General features: G+C 71.9%; 13 protein-coding genes. 7 read left to right on the top strand and 6 right to left on the bottom strand.

Features of this window, described 5'->3' with window-relative positions; genetic code table 11:
• Positions 1–38: 38 nt before the first annotated feature.
• The 3 genes from ACZ56E_RS18295 to ACZ56E_RS18285 all read right to left on the bottom strand — a co-directional run bounded on the left by ACZ56E_RS18295 (position 39) and on the right by ACZ56E_RS18285 (position 3,030).
• Complete coding sequence (locus ACZ56E_RS18295; protein ID WP_471215241.1) at positions 39–980, bottom strand: 3-oxoacyl-ACP reductase; 942 nt, start codon at positions 978–980, stop codon at positions 39–41.
• A gap of 63 nt (positions 981–1,043) precedes the next feature.
• The gene (locus ACZ56E_RS18290; RefSeq protein WP_471215239.1) at positions 1,044–2,120 is read right to left on the bottom strand and encodes a Zn-dependent alcohol dehydrogenase; all 1,077 of its coding nucleotides are present in this window, start codon (positions 2,118–2,120) and stop codon (positions 1,044–1,046) included.
• A gap of 55 nt (positions 2,121–2,175) precedes the next feature.
• Positions 2,176–3,030: a MaoC/PaaZ C-terminal domain-containing protein gene (locus ACZ56E_RS18285; protein WP_471215237.1), complete on the bottom strand. Its 855-nt coding sequence runs from the start codon at positions 3,028–3,030 to the stop codon at positions 2,176–2,178.
• Between the two features lie 300 nt (positions 3,031–3,330).
• Here ACZ56E_RS18285 and ACZ56E_RS18280 point away from each other — a divergent pair, with 300 nt between their 5' ends.
• The 3 genes from ACZ56E_RS18280 to ACZ56E_RS18270 all read left to right on the top strand — a co-directional run bounded on the left by ACZ56E_RS18280 (position 3,331) and on the right by ACZ56E_RS18270 (position 6,319).
• Positions 3,331–4,293: an ABC transporter ATP-binding protein gene (locus ACZ56E_RS18280; protein ID WP_471215233.1), complete on the top strand. Its 963-nt coding sequence runs from the start codon at positions 3,331–3,333 to the stop codon at positions 4,291–4,293.
• A complete protein-coding gene (locus ACZ56E_RS18275) occupies positions 4,293–5,012 on the top strand; it encodes an ABC transporter permease (protein WP_471215231.1) in 720 nt (239 codons plus the stop codon). Before ACZ56E_RS18280 ends, ACZ56E_RS18275 begins: the two co-directional genes overlap by 1 nt.
• Before the next feature lie 68 nt (positions 5,013–5,080).
• Positions 5,081–6,319 (top strand): sensor histidine kinase, encoded by a 1,239-nt coding sequence (locus ACZ56E_RS18270; protein WP_471215228.1) that lies wholly within the window; start codon positions 5,081–5,083, stop codon positions 6,317–6,319.
• 5 nt (positions 6,320–6,324) lie between these two features.
• On the opposite strand, the gene ACZ56E_RS18265 is transcribed toward ACZ56E_RS18270, so the two are convergent.
• Entirely contained in the window at positions 6,325–6,735 is a 411-nt protein-coding gene (locus ACZ56E_RS18265; RefSeq protein WP_471215226.1) for a hypothetical protein, read from the bottom strand.
• A 21-nt stretch (positions 6,736–6,756) separates the two neighbouring features.
• On the opposite strand from ACZ56E_RS18265, the gene ACZ56E_RS18260 reads away from it, so the two are divergent.
• Complete coding sequence (locus ACZ56E_RS18260) at positions 6,757–7,389, top strand: response regulator (RefSeq protein WP_471215676.1); 633 nt, start codon at positions 6,757–6,759, stop codon at positions 7,387–7,389.
• A 34-nt stretch (positions 7,390–7,423) separates the two neighbouring features.
• Here the strand turns inward: ACZ56E_RS18260 and ACZ56E_RS18255 are convergent, their stop codons facing one another.
• Together ACZ56E_RS18255 and ACZ56E_RS18250 are read right to left on the bottom strand one after the other, a co-directional pair.
• Complete coding sequence (locus ACZ56E_RS18255) at positions 7,424–8,902, bottom strand: MFS transporter (RefSeq protein WP_471215224.1); 1,479 nt, start codon at positions 8,900–8,902, stop codon at positions 7,424–7,426.
• 135 nt (positions 8,903–9,037) lie between these two features.
• Complete coding sequence (locus tag ACZ56E_RS18250; protein ID WP_471215222.1) at positions 9,038–10,222, bottom strand: lipid-transfer protein; 1,185 nt, start codon at positions 10,220–10,222, stop codon at positions 9,038–9,040.
• A gap of 454 nt (positions 10,223–10,676) precedes the next feature.
• Here ACZ56E_RS18250 and ACZ56E_RS18245 point away from each other — a divergent pair, with 454 nt between their 5' ends.
• The 3 genes from ACZ56E_RS18245 (at position 10,677) to ACZ56E_RS18235 (ending at position 14,243) form a co-directional block, all read left to right on the top strand.
• Entirely contained in the window at positions 10,677–12,416 is a 1,740-nt protein-coding gene (locus ACZ56E_RS18245) for an MFS transporter (protein ID WP_471215220.1), read from the top strand.
• Between the two features lie 98 nt (positions 12,417–12,514).
• The gene (locus tag ACZ56E_RS18240) at positions 12,515–13,165 is read left to right on the top strand and encodes a class I SAM-dependent methyltransferase (RefSeq protein WP_471215673.1); all 651 of its coding nucleotides are present in this window, start codon (positions 12,515–12,517) and stop codon (positions 13,163–13,165) included.
• A gap of 52 nt (positions 13,166–13,217) precedes the next feature.
• A complete protein-coding gene (locus ACZ56E_RS18235) occupies positions 13,218–14,243 on the top strand; it encodes an N-acetylmuramoyl-L-alanine amidase (protein ID WP_471215217.1) in 1,026 nt (341 codons plus the stop codon).
• The last annotated feature ends 131 nt before the right edge of the window (positions 14,244–14,374 follow it).

Below are 14,374 nucleotides of genomic sequence, written 5' to 3'. Positions count from 1 at the left end.
GGCGGGGCCTTTCTCCGTCTCTCCGGCTCGGGGTGGGCTCAGCCCCGCTTGAGGCCCAGGACCTCCGCCGCCGCGAACGTCTCGTTCGCCGGGCGTTCCGCGTAGTAGGGGGAGAGCGCCCCGTCCAGCTCGTCGAAGGTGAACGTCTCCTTCGCCGCGTCGAACTTCGCCGCCACCTTGGGCCGCTCGACGACGGCCACCATGCCGCCGTGGACGACGAGCAGCTGGCCGTTGACCCGCCCCGCGGCGGGTGACGCCAAATACCCCACCAGCGGGGCGACATGCTCGGGCGCCAGCGGGTCGAGCCGTCCTTCCGACGGCTCCTCGAACCCGGCGAAGACGTCCTCCGTCATTCGCGTACGGGCCCGGGGGCAGATGGCGTTGGCGGTCACCCCGTACTTGGCGAGGGCCAGCGCCGTCGACGTCGTCAGGCCGACGATGCCGCCCTTCGCCGCCGCGTAGTTGGGCTGGCCCGCCGACCCGGCGAGGAAGGCCTCGGACGAGGTGTTGACGATCCGGCCGTGGACCGGGCCGCCCGCCGCCTTGGAGCGCTCGCGCCAGTGGGCCGACGCGAAGTGGGTGGTGTTGAAGTGGCCCTTGAGGTGGACGCGGATGACCGAGTCCCACTCGGACTCGCTCATCGAGAAGATCATCCGGTCCCGCAGGATGCCCGCGTTGTTGACCAGGATGTCGAGCTTTCCGTACGTCTCGACCGCCGACCGCACCAGACCGCGGGCCTGCTCGTGGTCCGCGACGTCGCCGGTGTGGGCGACGGCCTGCCCGCCCGCCGACCTGATCTCGGCCGCGACCTCCTCGGCGGGCGCCGCCGACGACTCACCCGAGCCGTCGCGCCCCGGCTGCCCGAAGTCGTTGACGACGACGCTCGCGCCGAGCCGGGCCAGTTCCAGCGCCTCGGCACGGCCGAGCCCGCGGCCCGCACCGGTGACGATCGCGGACAGACCCTCAAGTGGCAGTGACATCAAAGTCCTTCCGGAGCTGGTCCTGGCGAAACTGGGTCTTTGCGGAGGTAGGGCCTTGCGGGGTCAGATCTCTATGCAGGTGCGCAGCGCGACGCCCGTGCGCATCTGGTCCAGCGCCTCGTTGACCTCGGCGAGCTGCACGCGGTGCGTGATCATCCCCGTCAGGTCGATGCGTCCCGCCCGCCAGAGCGCGATGGCCCGCTCGTACGACGTGAGGACGTCCCCTCCGCCGTACATGGAGGGCAGGATGCGCTTCTCGTCGAAGAACAGCTCGAACATGTTGAGCTGGAGATGGTCGTCCATGGCGCCCGCGCCGACGACGCAGAGCGTGCCGCCGCGCCGCGTCGTCTCGTACGCCGTGCGGGTCGTGGCCGACTTGCCGACGACCTCGAAGACGTAGTCGAAGCCCTCGCCCGCGGTGATCCGCTGCTTGGCGTCGGCCAGTTCGTCGGGCGGCACCGCCTCCGTGGCGCCGAACGCGAGCGCCGCCTCCCTGCGCGACGCGACCGGGTCGACCGCGACGATCTGCGCCGCGCCCTTGAGCCGGGCGCCCTGGATCGCGGAGATGCCGACGCCGCCGCAGCCGATCACCGCGACCGACGAACCGACCGCCACGTCCGCGGTGTTGACGGCCGCGCCGAGCCCCGTCGTCACACCGCAGCCGATCAGCGCCGCGATGTCGAAGGGCACGTCGTCCGGGATCGGCACGGCGCACCCGGCGTCGACGACGACCTCCTCGGCGAACGTGCCGGTGCCCGCGAAACCGAAGACGTCACCGCCAGGGCGCTTGAAGTTGGGGGTGCCCGCGTTCATGAACCCGGCGAGACAGAGGTGGGTCTGGCCGCGTTTGCAGGCGGGGCAAGTGCCGCAGGCGGGCAGCCAGCAGAGGAGGACCCGGTCGCCCTGGGCGAGGCCGCTCACGCCGTCGCCGACGTCGACGATCTCGCCGGCGCCCTCGTGGCCGGGGACGAAGGGGGCGGGCTGCGGTAGCACACCGCTCATCGCCGAGATGTCGGAGTGGCAGAGCCCGGTCGCCCGGACCCGGATCTTCACCTTGCCGGGGCCGAAGCCCGCCGTCTCCAGGTCGTCGAGGACTTCGAGCTTCTCCTGGCCTGTCTCGTGCAGTACGGCTGCGCGCATGGTGCGGCTCCTCTCGTACGAAGACGTATTCGACGCCTCAGACGCGTTCGACGCCTCAGGCGTGTTCGACGACCGTGTCGGCGAGGACCGGCGCGTCGTCCCGCTCGACCGCCGTGACCGTGGCCTGGACGCGGCCCTCGGTGCGCCACATGCGGATCCGCAGCGTCTCGCCGGGGAAGACGACGCCGGTGAAGCGGGTGCTGTAGCCGCGGACGCGGGTCACGTCCCCGCCGAGCTGGGTGTCGACGACGGCCTTGAGCGTCATTCCGTAGGTGCACAGGCCGTGCAGGATCGGCTTGTCGAAGCCGGCGAGCGCGGCGAACTCGGGGTCGGCGTGCAGCGGGTTCCAGTCCCCGGAGAGGCGGTAGAGGAGCGCCTGGTCCTCGCGGACGGGGCGCTCGACCTCCAGGTGGGGGTCGCCCTCGGGTGCGGGCGCACGCGTGGAGGGCCCGCGATCGCCGCCGAATCCGCCCTCGCCGCGTACAAAGATCTGTGCGTCGCTCGTCCACAACGGGCCGTCGTCGTCGGCGACTTCGGAGCGCAGGACGAGGATCGCGGCCTTCCCCTTGTCGTAGACGGCGGCGACCCGGGAGGTGGTGACGGCCGCGCCCCTGACCGGGATGGGGCGGTGCAGCGTGATGCTCTGGCCGCCGTGCAGGACTGCGGCCAGGTCCACCTCGATGCCGGGTGCGGAGAGCCCGCCGACGACGCCCATGCCCGCGCCCGCGACGGTGGCGAAGCTGGGCAGGACGTGCAGCCGGGACTCCAGGGTGTAGCGCAGCTCGGCCGGGTCCGTGGCGGGCAGTCCGGCGCCGATGCCCAGGTGGTAGAGCTGGACGTCCTTGTGGTCCCAGGCGATCTCGGCGGACCGGGGCTCGGCGGCCATGGCCTTCTCGGCGTCGATGGGCATCGGGGGGCAGCTCCTTGGGCCGACGGGAGAAGACCTCGGTGCGACCGTCCGCACCGTCGGCCGCACCGAGGTCGTGACAGGGCCGGAGGCCGCTTTCGCGAACGGTCCGCGAACCGGCCGGTTCTAGAACGCGTTCCAGTCCGGCGAACCCATGTATAGCCGAGGCCCCAGCACTTGTGAACCCTCCTGACGCGACGTCAGATCCCGGACCCGCCGACCGGCGACGGTGACATTTGTACCGGCCGGGTCCGTACAACCGCATCTGCCGCCGCCCCGCCCCGGCTTCGTAGCGTCGTGGTCATGAAGAAGACATCAGTCGCAGCCATGACGAACGCATCGGAGGGCGGGCCCGCCGTGGCGTTCGAAGGCGCCGTCAAGACCTTCGGCGGGGTCCGCGCCGTGGACGGCGTCGACCTGCGGATCGGGCGGGGCGAGACCGTCGCGCTGCTCGGCCGCAACGGAGCGGGCAAGTCCACCACGCTCTCCCTCCTGCTCGGCCTGAACGACCCCGACGCGGGCACGGTCCGGCTCTTCGGCCGCTCCCCGGCGCACGCCGTGGCCGCCGGCCTGGTCGGCGCGATGCTGCAGGAGGGCCGCCAGGTGCCGCGCGTCACCGTCCGCGAACTGGTCTCCTTCGTGGCCCGGACGTACCCCCGGCCGATGTCCGTCGCCCGCGCCCTCGACCTCGCGGGCATCGCCGGACTCGCCGACCGGCGCGTGGACCGGCTGTCCGGGGGCCAGAGCCAGCGGGTGCGGTTCGCCGTGGCGCTGGTCGGCGACCCGGCGCTGCTCGTGCTGGACGAGCCGACCGCCGCCCTCGACGTAGAGGCCCGCAACGCCTTCTGGACCTCGATGCGCACCTACGCGCGGCGCGGCCACACCGTCCTCTTCTCCACCCACTACCTGGAGGAGGCCGAGGCGCACGCCGACCGGATCGTCGTCCTCGACCGCGGCAGGGTCGTCGCCGACGGCACCGGGGACCGGCTGCGGCGCGCCGCCGGCGGCAGCCTCGTCTCCGTCGACCTGGCGGGCGGCGGCACGGCCGGACTCGCCGAGCTGCCCGGGGTGCGCTCCCTGGAGGTGCGGGGCGGCCGGGCCCGGCTGCGTACCGACGACTCGGACGCGACGGTCCTCGCGCTCGCCTCGCTCGGCGCGATCCGGGGTCTCGAGGTCGCACCGGCCTCCCTGGACGACGCGTTCCTCGCCCTCACCTCCGACCGCCCGACAGCCTCCGCCTCCCCGACCGCTCTGGAGACCTTCTGATGCTCGCCTACCTCCGACTCGAGATCCGCAGGACGCTGCGGGACGCCGGCTATGTGATCTCGGCGGTCGCGATGCCGGTCATGATGTACCTGCTGTTCACCAACGTCGGCGGGGACGACGCGGACGCCTGGAAGACGCAGTCGATGATCGGCATGGCCGCGTACGGTGCGCTGGGCGCGGCCATGAACGCCGGCACCGGCGTCGCCGAGGACAAGTCCGTCGGCTGGCTGCGGCAGCTCAGGGTCACGCCGATGACCCCGCGCCAGGTCGTCGCGGGCCGGGCCCTGAACGGTTCGGTGACCGTGCTCCCCTCGATCGCCGCGGTATTCGTCGCGGGCGGCCTGGTCAACGGCGTACGCATGGACGCCTGGCAGTGGGCGGCGGCCACGCTGCTGCTGTGGCTCGGCTCGCTGCCGTTCACCTTCCTCGGGCTCGGCAACGGCTACCGCCTCACCGCCCAGTCCACCGGTGTCGTCAACGTCGCCTGCAACCTCGGCCTCGCGGTCCTCGGCGGCCTGTGGTTCCCGACCGTCCTGTTCCCCGACTGGCTGCGCACCGTCGCGGACTACACGCCCACCCACCGGTTCGCGGATCTCGGCGTCGCGGTGACCGAGCACGAGGCGCCGGGCCTCGTCACCGTGGCGGTCCTGCTCTGCTGGCTGCTCGCGTTCGGTTCGTACGCTGTTGTGTCGTACCGGCGGGCCGCGCGCACCGCGTGAGCCGTACGAGCCGTATGAGACGCGCGAGCCGTACGAGCCGTACGAGCCGGAGGACGAGGAACGTAGACATGCCCTGGAAGAACAAGGTCAGCTGCCGGATGCACGAGTGGCGGCGCGCCCGCCGGGCGTGGAAGTCCGAGTGGGCGGAGGCCAAGCCCGCCTGGCGCGCGAAGAAGAAGGCGGGCGAGATCCCTCCGCACGAGTTCGGTCCGCCCAACGGCTTCGCCCTGCTGCCCTGGCTGCTCATGGGCATGGGCGCCTTCTCGCACCTTTTCCAGGGCAAGACGCCCAACCCGTGGATCGCGGGCGTGGGCCTGCTCGCCTTCAACTCCCTCTACATCGCCGTCGTGTTCCGTGCCTTCGACAAGGAGAAGCGCACGGCACCCGCCACGTTCGGGGCCCTCGGCGCCCTGGCCGTGCTCACCGTCGCCCTCGCCGCGGGCTACGGCGGCAACTGGCTGATGTTCTTCCCCCTCCTCGGCCTCGCCACCGGAGCCGTCGTGCGGGGGCGCGGCCTCGGCCCCGTGGGGCTGGGCCTGAGCACGCTCGCCGGGGTCGTCGGCGGCTTCCGGGACGGCTGGGGTGCGGTGAACATCGCCTACGGCACGTTCCTCTCGACGATGGTGACCGCCGCGATCCTCTCCCTGTCCGAGGCCGTCCGTGAACTCCGCGCCACCCGCGAGGAACTGGCCCGTACCGCCGTCGAGAAGGAACGTCTCCGCTTCTCCCGGGACCTGCACGACCTGCTCGGCCACACGCTCTCCGTGATCGTGGTGAAGGCGGAGGCCACCCGCCGCCTTGCCCCCCGCGATCTGGACGCGGCGCTCGGCCAGGTCGCCGACATCGAGTCCGTCGGCCGACAGGCGCTCACCGAGATCCGCGAGGCCGTCACCGGCTACCGCGAGGGGAGCCTCGCCACGGAGCTCGACCGCGCCCGCGATCTGCTCGGCGCGGCGGGCATCGACACGGTCGTACGCCAGTCGGGCCCGCCCCTCGCCCCGCAGACCGCGGCGCTCCTCGGCTGGGTGGTCCGCGAGTGCGCCACGAACGTGGTACGCCATTCCGGCGCCACCCACTGCGAGATCGAGGTCACCGGCACCCCCGAACAGACCCGCCTGGACATCACGGACGACGGCCGCGGCGGGGGTGCCGGGGCACCCGGCACCGGCCTGAAGGGCCTGACCGAACGCCTCACGACAGCCGGCGGCTCCCTCACCTCGACCCCGACCCCCGGCACCGGCTTCCACGTCACAGCGATCCTCCCGGCCACCGAGGCGGCCCCCGCCCCCGCCAGGCAAGAGCGGTGAGCGGCTCACCACCCGGCCCTCAACTCGTCCTTGACCAGCGCCCGGAACCTCTCGGCCACGTCGTTCATCCTGGCCAGGTCCTCCTGGTCGGCGGCGGCACGCCACTCGTGGATGAACTCCCGGGCCTCGTCGCTGCCGAAGGTGAAGAGGCCGATCAGCGCATCGGCACTCATCTCGACCCGTCTCTCCGTGGTCCAGTAGGCGTCTCTCCGCTCCTTGAGGAGACGCGCACGCTGTTCCGCCTCCCGTGCCTGAGTGACCATGCGCTCGGTGTGCGATCTGCCCTGCGCACCGGTCAGCCAGGTGAAGACCACCCCTGTGATCCCGGCTGTGCCGGTGATGAGGGGCGTCAGCCATTCCCCGCCCATGCCGCCATGGTGCCGCCGGACGAGACGGCGCGCACCCACACCGGTCATACCCTGTTCCCCGTGAACGAGATGCCGCAGGACCACCGCCCCACCAGCTCCATCAGGGTTCTCCTCGCCGAGGATCAGGGCATGATGCGGGGTGCGCTCGCGCTGTTGCTCGGGCTCGAGGCGGACATCGAGGTCGTCGCGCAGGTCGGGGCGGGCGACGAGATCGTGGACGCGGCGCTGGCCGCCCGGCCGGACGTGGCGCTGCTCGACATCGAACTCCCGGGCCGCAGCGGCCTGGACGCCGCGGCCGAGCTGCGCGAGGAGTGCCCGGACTGCCGGGTCCTCATCCTCACCACCTTCGGCAGGCCCGGCTATCTGCGCCGGGCCATGGAAGCGGGCGCGGTCGGCTTCCTGGTCAAGGACGGGCCCGTCGAGGAGCTCGCCGAGGCGGTCCGGCGGGCGCTGCGGGGCGAGACGGTGATCGACCCGGCGCTCGCCGCGGCCGCGCTGAGCGCGGGTCCGAACCCCCTGACCGGCCGCGAGGCCGACGTCCTCAAGGCCTCCGTGGACGGCGCCACGGTCGCCGACATCGCGGGCAGGCTGCATCTGTCGGAGTCGACCGTACGGAACTATCTGTCCGCCGCGATCGGCAAGACGGGGACGCGGAACCGGATGGAGGCGGTGCGGGAGGCCCGGCAGCAGGGGTGGCTGTGACCCCCTGTCCCTCTCCCCTCACCCCCTCACCCCCTCAGTCCTGTGAGGAGCTTCGCTGCTTCGGCATCCACAGGAGCAGCACCACCACACCCGCCAGCAGAATGAACCCGCTCGTGCGGAACGCCATCGCGTATCCGTCCGTGAGCGCCTGCCGCGACGCCGAGCCGTTCATCTGCGCGGCGGCCACCGTGGACAGCACCGCGAGGCCGAGCGCGCCGCCCATCGTGCGGGAGGTGTTGACCAGGCCGGAGACGAGCCCCGCGTCGCCGGCCGCCGCGCCCGAGGTGGCGAGTGAGGCGAGCGGCGTCGTGGCGAGGCCCGCGCCGAGCATCATCGCCATGCCGGGCAGCAGGATCGACGTCACGTACGCCCCGTCGACCGTCATCGCGAGCGACTGCCAGCCGAAGCCCGCCGCGGCCACGAGGATGCCGAGGACGGAGACGCTCTTCGCGCCGATCACCGGCATCAGGCGCGGCGCGAGCATCGAGCCGAGGACGACGGTGAGCGAGGACGGCATGAGGGCGAGGCCCGCCTTCAGCGGGGAGTAACCGAGGACGTTCTGGGTGTAGAGCGTCATGAACATCCACATGGCGAACATGCCGCCGCCGCACACGAACATCGCGGCGTTCGCCGCCGACACCGTCCGCACCTTGAACAGCTTCAGCGGCATCAGCGGCGCCTTCGTGCGCGACTCCACCACGAGGAAGGCCGCGAGGAGCGCGAGCCCGGCGGCCAGGGGCACCAGGGTCGACGCGGCCGTCCAGCCCTTCTCCTCGGTCTGCACGATGCCGTACGCGAGGGTGGCGAGTCCGGCCGTGACGAGGACCGCGCCCGGCACGTCCAGGCGGCGCGTCCGGTCGGCCCTGCTCTCGGTGAGCCAGGCCAGGCCCGCGACGATCACCAGCGCGCCGACCGGCACGTTGATCAGGAGCACCCAGCGCCAGGAGAGCAGGTCGGTCAGGACGCCGCCGACCAGACCGCCCGCCGCGCCGCCGCCCGCGCCGACCGCCGACCAGACGCCGATGGCCCGCGCCCGCGCCGGGCCCTCGGGCACCGCGGAGGTGAGGATCGTCAGCGTCGACGGTGCGAGGACCGCGGCGCCGAGGCCCTGCACGGCCCGGGCCGCGAGGAGCTGCCACTCGGCCTGCGCGAGGCCGCCGCCGAGGGAGGCGGCGGTGAAGAGGCCGAGCCCCACGAGGAACATGCGCTTGCGTCCGAAGAGGTCCCCGGCCCGCCCGCCGAGCAGCATGAAACCGGCGAAGGCTATGGAGTACGCGTTGACGACCCACTGCAGACCGATGGCGCTCATGCCCAGGTCGGACCGCATCGACGGCAGCGCGGTGTTCACCACGGACACGTCGAGGACGACCAGGAACTGGCCGGCGCAGGCGGTGAGCAGGACCGCCCACACCGGGACGGGCTTCCGCGGCGAGCGAGCGGACCGGGAGGGGGAGGATACGGGGGCCGTACCGGCTGTGTAAGTGGTGGAGGGCGTCTGGACCATGACAGCCATCCTCTCAAGCGGAATTCGAGCGACGCATCGGGCGTTCGCTCCTTCCCCTCTGGTCCCAGAGGCCTAGGTCGAACGCCCCGCCGGTCGAACGCCCCGCCCGCCCCGCTACCCGCGAGGCAGCGTCACCACCGCCGCCTATCCGCGCAGCAGTGTCACCACCGCCGCCCCGCCGAGGCCGATGTTGTGCGCGAGCCCCACCCGCGCCCCCTCGACCTGGCGCGCCGCCGCCTCGCCGCGCAGCTGCCAGGTCAGCTCGGCGATCTGTGCGATGCCGGTCGCGCCCAGCGGGTGGCCCTTGGAGATGAGGCCGCCGGAGGGGTTCACGACCCAGCGTCCGCCGTACGTCGTCGCGCCGCTCTCGACGAGCTCTCCCGACTCGCCGGGCGCGCACATGCCGAGCGCCTCGTACGTCAGGAGTTCGTTGACGGAGAAGCAGTCGTGCAGCTCGACGACGTCCACGTCCTCGATGCCGAGCCCGGACCTCTCGTACACCTGGCGCGCCGCCTCCCGCGACATCGGCTGTCCGACGGCGTCGACGCAGGACCCGGAGGCGAAGGACTCACCGGTGTCGGTGGTCATGGCCTGGGCGGCGATCTCCACCGCGCGCCCCGCGAGGCCGTGCCGCTCCACGAACCGCTCCGAGACCACGACCGCCGCCGCCGAGCCGTCCGACGTCGGGGAGCACTGGAGCTTGGTGAGGGGGCGGTGGATGGTCCTGGCGGCGAGGATCTCGTCGACGGTGTACGCGTCCTGGAACTGGGCGTACGGATTGTTCACCGAGTGCCGGTGGTTCTTGGCGCCGACCGCGGCGAGCTGTGCCTCGGTAGTGCCGTACTTCTCCATGTGCTCGCGGGCCGCGTTGCCGAAGATCTGCGCGGTGGGCGGGGTCATCTCGAAGCCGTGGCGCGCGGCCATGACGCCGTAGTGGCGGGCGACGGGAGACGTCGCGAAGTCCCCCTCGCCCCCGCCTCCCAGCGCCCCGCGCGTCATCTTCTCGAAGCCCAGCGCGAGCACGCAGTCGCTGAGGCCGCCCTCGACGAACTGGCGGGCCAGCATGAGCGCGGTCGACCCCGTCGCGCAGTTGTTGTTGACGTTGTAGACGGGGATGCCGGTGAGGCCCAGTTCGTAGACGGCGCGCTGTCCTGCCGTCGAGGCCTGGAAGCAGTAGCCGACGGCGGCCTGCTCGATGCGGTCGTACGTGATGCCGGCGTCCGCGAGCGCCTTGTCGCCGGCCTCCTTCGCCATGTCCCAGTACTGCCAGTCCCGCGTCTCGGGCTTCTCGAACCGGGTCATCCCGACACCAACGACGTACGCCTTCACGAAAGTCCTCCAGTCATGGGACGGGTCACGGGATCAGTCACGGGGCAGACCGAGGATCCGCTCGGCGACGACGTTGAGCCGGACCTGTGTTGAGGCGGGGAGGCTGCCAGGGGCGTGGGGCCCTCCCCTGCGGATGCCGCGCGGGTGAGCCAGCCGCGGGTCGCCGATGCCAACTCCCCTTGTTCTCGCGTGATTTCGATGCCCATCGCGACCTCCCTGCGCATCCTCGCCGGTGGCAGCTGCCGGGACGGAGGCAGAGTAGAACACGTTGCAATCTGACGGAAGGTCAGGTGGGGTTGCCGTGCACGCGGGGGGCACCCCGGTAGCTGATGACTCGGTTAACAGCGGGTCAAGAATTCCCCTCGTACGACATCCGTCGGAATAGTCGCCCCGGGATACAGGTTCGACGTACAAGTACCTGCCGAACCCGACCTTCCGCCGGAGGCCCCCACCTATGTCGATGTCGACGACCCACCCACGCGGCATACGCGGAGTCGTCCCCGTACTCGCCTTCTCCGGCATCGTCGTCGCGGTCATGCAGACCCTGCTCGTGCCGGTCATCAAGGACCTGCCCGCACTGCTCGACACCTCGCCGTCGAACGCCACCTGGGTCATGACGTCGACCCTGCTCGCGGGCGCCGTCTCCACGCCGATCATGGGCCGCCTCGGCGACCTCTACGGCAAGCGGAAGATGCTGCTCAGCAGCCTCGCCGTGATGGTCGTCGGCTCACTGGTCTGCGGTTTCACCGACAACCTCATCGTGATGATCGTGGGCCGCGCCCTCCAGGGCTTCGCCATGGGCGCCATCCCGCTCGGCATCGGCCTGATGCGCGACGAGCTGCCCCGCGAGAAGCTCGGCTCGGCGATGGCCCTGATGAGCTCCTCCATCGGCGTCGGCGGCGGCCTCGCCCTCCCGCTCGCCGCGCTCACCGCGCAGCACGCCGACTGGCACGCCCTCTTCTTCGGCGCGGCGGGCCTCGGCGTCCTCGCCATCGTCCTGACCCTCGTCTTCGTCCCGGAGAGCCCGGTCCGCGCCCAGGGCACCTTCGACGTACTCGGCGCGTTCGGACTCTCCGCCGGCCTCGTCCTCTTCCTCCTCCCCATCACCAAGGGCAGCGACTGGGGCTGGTCCTCGGCCCTGACGCTCGGCCTCTTCGGCGCCGCCGCCGTCGTCCTCGTCCTGTGGGGCGTGATGGAGCTGCGCCTGAAGGCCCCGCTGGTGGACCTGCGCACCACGGCCCGCCGCTCGGTGCTCTTCACCAACCTCGCCTCGATCATGGTCGGTGTCGCCTTCTACGCCGTCTCGCTCGTCCTGCCCCAGCTCCTCCAGCTGCCCTCGGCGACCGGCTACGGCCTCGGCCAGTCGATGGTCGTCGCGGGCCTGTGCGTGATGCCGCTCGGCCTGACGATGATGTTCACCGCCCCGGTCTACGCCCGCCTCTCGGCGAAGTACGGCCCGAAGGTCACCCTCATCCTCGGCATGCTGATCATCGCGATCGGCTACGGCGCCGGCCTCGGCCTGATGAGCGCCGCCTGGCAGACCGTCGTCATCTCGGTGCTCCTCGGCGCGGGCATCGGCCTCGCCTACTCCTCACTGCCCGCCCTCATCATCGGCTCGGTCGACCCGTCCGAGACGGGCGCGGCCAACGGCCTCAACACGCTGATGCGCTCGATCGGCACGTCGGTGTCGAGCGCCGTGATCGGCATGGTCCTCGCCAACACCGCGGACCACGTCGGCGGCGTCGCCGTGCCCACCATGCACGGCTTCCGCGTCTCGTTCCTGATCGCCACGGGAGCGGTCGCCGTCGGCCTGCTCTTCGCCCTGCTGCTGCCCTCCGCACGCCGCTCCACGACCACGCAACTGCGGGCGAGCAGCGAGGAGGACGCCAACCTGGAGCGCGCCACCGAGGCGCTCGCCGGCTTCCACGGCCAGGTGCGGGACGCGGCCGGGACGCCCGTGCCCCGCGCGAAGGTGACGCTCATCGACCGCAGGGGGCAGCAGGCGGGCGCGGCCCTGACGGACGACGGCGGACAGTACGAGCTGGCGGTGCCCGGGGACGGTTCGTACGTCCTGGCGGTGCGCGCCGCGGGTCACGGGCCGCTGGCCTCGGCGGCGGCCCACCCCGGCGAGAACCGCCCGGTCCGGATGGACCTCGCCCTGCCGCGCGAGAGCGAGAGCGACGTCCCGGCCTGAGCGAGGCAACCGCCATGTACCCCCGTCACCACAGTGGCGGGGGTGCCGTGCATCATGAGCCGGACCACCCCACCCCCGCACACGCCCCGGAGGAAGCCATGGCCGCCGAGCCCAAGCCGGAGATTCTCGCCGCCTTCGAGGCCGCCAAGGGCTTCATGCCCCGCGACGAGGGGCTCGCGCTGTACGCGGCCGCGACGGAAGCCGCGGCGCTCGGCCTGCCCCTCCTGGAGGTCGGCACGTACTGCGGCCGCTCCACGATCCTGCTGGCGGACGCGGCCCGGCAGGCCGGCGTCGTCGCGATCACCGTGGACCACCACCGCGGCAGCGAGGAGCAGCAGCCCGGCTGGGAGTACCACGACCCGGAGACGGTGGACCCCGAGGTCGGCCGGATGGACACGCTGCCCACCTTCCGCCGCACGCTGCACAGGGCTGGCCTGGAGGACCACGTGATCGCGGTCGTCGGGCGCTCGCCGCAGGTGGCGAAGGCGTGGGGCGGCGCGCTCGGCCTGGTCTTCATCGACGGCGGCCACACGGACGAGCACGCCACGGCCGACTACGAGGGCTGGGCGCCGCACGTCGCGGAGGGCGGGCTGCTCGTCATCCACGACGTGTTCCCCGACCCGGTCGACATCATGACCGGGCAGGCGCCCTACCGCGTCTACCTCAGGGCCCTGGAGTCCGGCGCGTTCACCGAGACGGCGGTGACGGAGTCGCTGCGGGTGCTGCGCCGGACGGGTCCGGGGATCTGACCGTCGCCGCGTACCCGAGCGGGGATCCGGCCCCACGGATAGGCTCGCCCTCGTGTCGTACGTAGGTCCGGAATTCGATCCGTCCCAGCCGCCCAAGCGCCGCATCGGCCGTCCACTGACGGTGGCCGTCGCCGTGCTCGTACCGACGTGTCTGGCGGGCTGGCTCATCCACCAGGCGACGAGCGGGTCCGACGGGAACGAACCCGCGAGATCGCTGCCGGCGTCGTCGAGCGCGTCCGCCGGAAAGGACGCGTCCGCCTCCTCGGGAACCGGCGAGCCCGGCGGGCCCAGCAAGCCCGGCGGGGAGGAGGAAAAGGGTAAAGACGGCAAGAGCGGCAAGGGCGAGGGCGGCGACGACAACGATTCGGCCACGAAGACGCCCCCGCGCCGGCCCGCCGCCGACGGCCCCCTCAAGGGCAAGGTCGTCGTGGTCGACCCCGGCCACAACCCCGGGAACTTCCGTCACACGGCGGAGATCAATCGCCAGGTCGACATCGGGACGAACCACAAGGAGTGCGACACGACGGGCACGTCGACCAACGACGGCTACACCGAGGCGAAGTTCACCCTGGACGTCTCCCGTCGCCTGCGCGTCCTGCTCGAAAAGCAGGGCGCCACGGTCAAGTTCACCCAGGACGGCGACCGCCCCTGGGGCCCGTGCGTCGACGAGCGCGCCCGGATCGGCAACAAGGCCAACGCCGACGCGGTGGTCTCCATCCACGCCGACGGCTCAGGCGCCGGAAACCGCGGCTACCACGTGATCCTGCCCGCGAAGGTGAAGTCCGGCGCCGCCGACACCTCCGCGATCGTCGCCCCCTCCGCCGAGCTGGGCGAACGCATCGCCGGAGCCTTCGTGGGCGCGACCGGCAGCGCCCCCTCCAACTACGTCGGCGGCGGCACCGGCCTCGACGTCCGCAAGGACCTCGGCGGCCTCAATCTCTCCACCGTTCCCAAGGTGTTCATCGAGTGCGGCAACATGCGGGACGCGAAGGACGCGGCGCTGCTGAAGAGCGGCGAGTGGCGTCAGAAGGCGGCGCAGGGCATTTCTGAGGGAATCGCGGGATTCCTGCGGAAGTAGAGGTGAACGTCTTCGCGATGAAGCGTGGACGTCTTTATCCCGAGCAGACACCCCGCGTGTCCGGACGATATTGTCCTCCCTACGATGAGGGGCCACCCCCGCGCTTCGCGCACCGCGACACGAACGCGACT

This window comes from Streptomyces sp. NPDC039480 (assembly GCF_055597165.1).
Note: the sequence above shows the minus strand (reverse complement) of the source record. Positions and strands in the feature narration are given on the sequence as shown.

Bases quoted from the DNA above. Each gene is read 5' to 3' on its own strand.
- ACZ56E_RS18265 (WP_471215226.1), bottom strand. From the start codon at position 6,735: ATGACCGGTGTGGGTGCGCGCCGTCTCGTCCGGCGGCACCATGGCGGC.
- ACZ56E_RS18255 (WP_471215224.1), bottom strand. From the start codon at position 8,902: ATGGCTGTCATGGTCCAGACGCCCTCCACCACTTACACAGCCGGTACG.
- ACZ56E_RS18245 (WP_471215220.1), top strand. From the start codon at position 10,677: ATGTCGATGTCGACGACCCACCCACGCGGCATACGCGGAGTCGTCCCC.
- ACZ56E_RS18260 (WP_471215676.1), top strand. From the start codon at position 6,757: ATGCCGCAGGACCACCGCCCCACCAGCTCCATCAGGGTTCTCCTCGCC.
- ACZ56E_RS18240 (WP_471215673.1), top strand. From the start codon at position 12,515: ATGGCCGCCGAGCCCAAGCCGGAGATTCTCGCCGCCTTCGAGGCCGCC.
- ACZ56E_RS18270 (WP_471215228.1), top strand. From the start codon at position 5,081: ATGCCCTGGAAGAACAAGGTCAGCTGCCGGATGCACGAGTGGCGGCGC.
- ACZ56E_RS18280 (WP_471215233.1), top strand. From the start codon at position 3,331: ATGAAGAAGACATCAGTCGCAGCCATGACGAACGCATCGGAGGGCGGG.
- ACZ56E_RS18275 (WP_471215231.1), top strand. From the start codon at position 4,293: ATGCTCGCCTACCTCCGACTCGAGATCCGCAGGACGCTGCGGGACGCC.
- ACZ56E_RS18295 (WP_471215241.1), bottom strand. From the start codon at position 980: ATGTCACTGCCACTTGAGGGTCTGTCCGCGATCGTCACCGGTGCGGGC.
- ACZ56E_RS18285 (WP_471215237.1), bottom strand. From the start codon at position 3,030: ATGCCCATCGACGCCGAGAAGGCCATGGCCGCCGAGCCCCGGTCCGCC.
- ACZ56E_RS18290 (WP_471215239.1), bottom strand. From the start codon at position 2,120: ATGCGCGCAGCCGTACTGCACGAGACAGGCCAGGAGAAGCTCGAAGTC.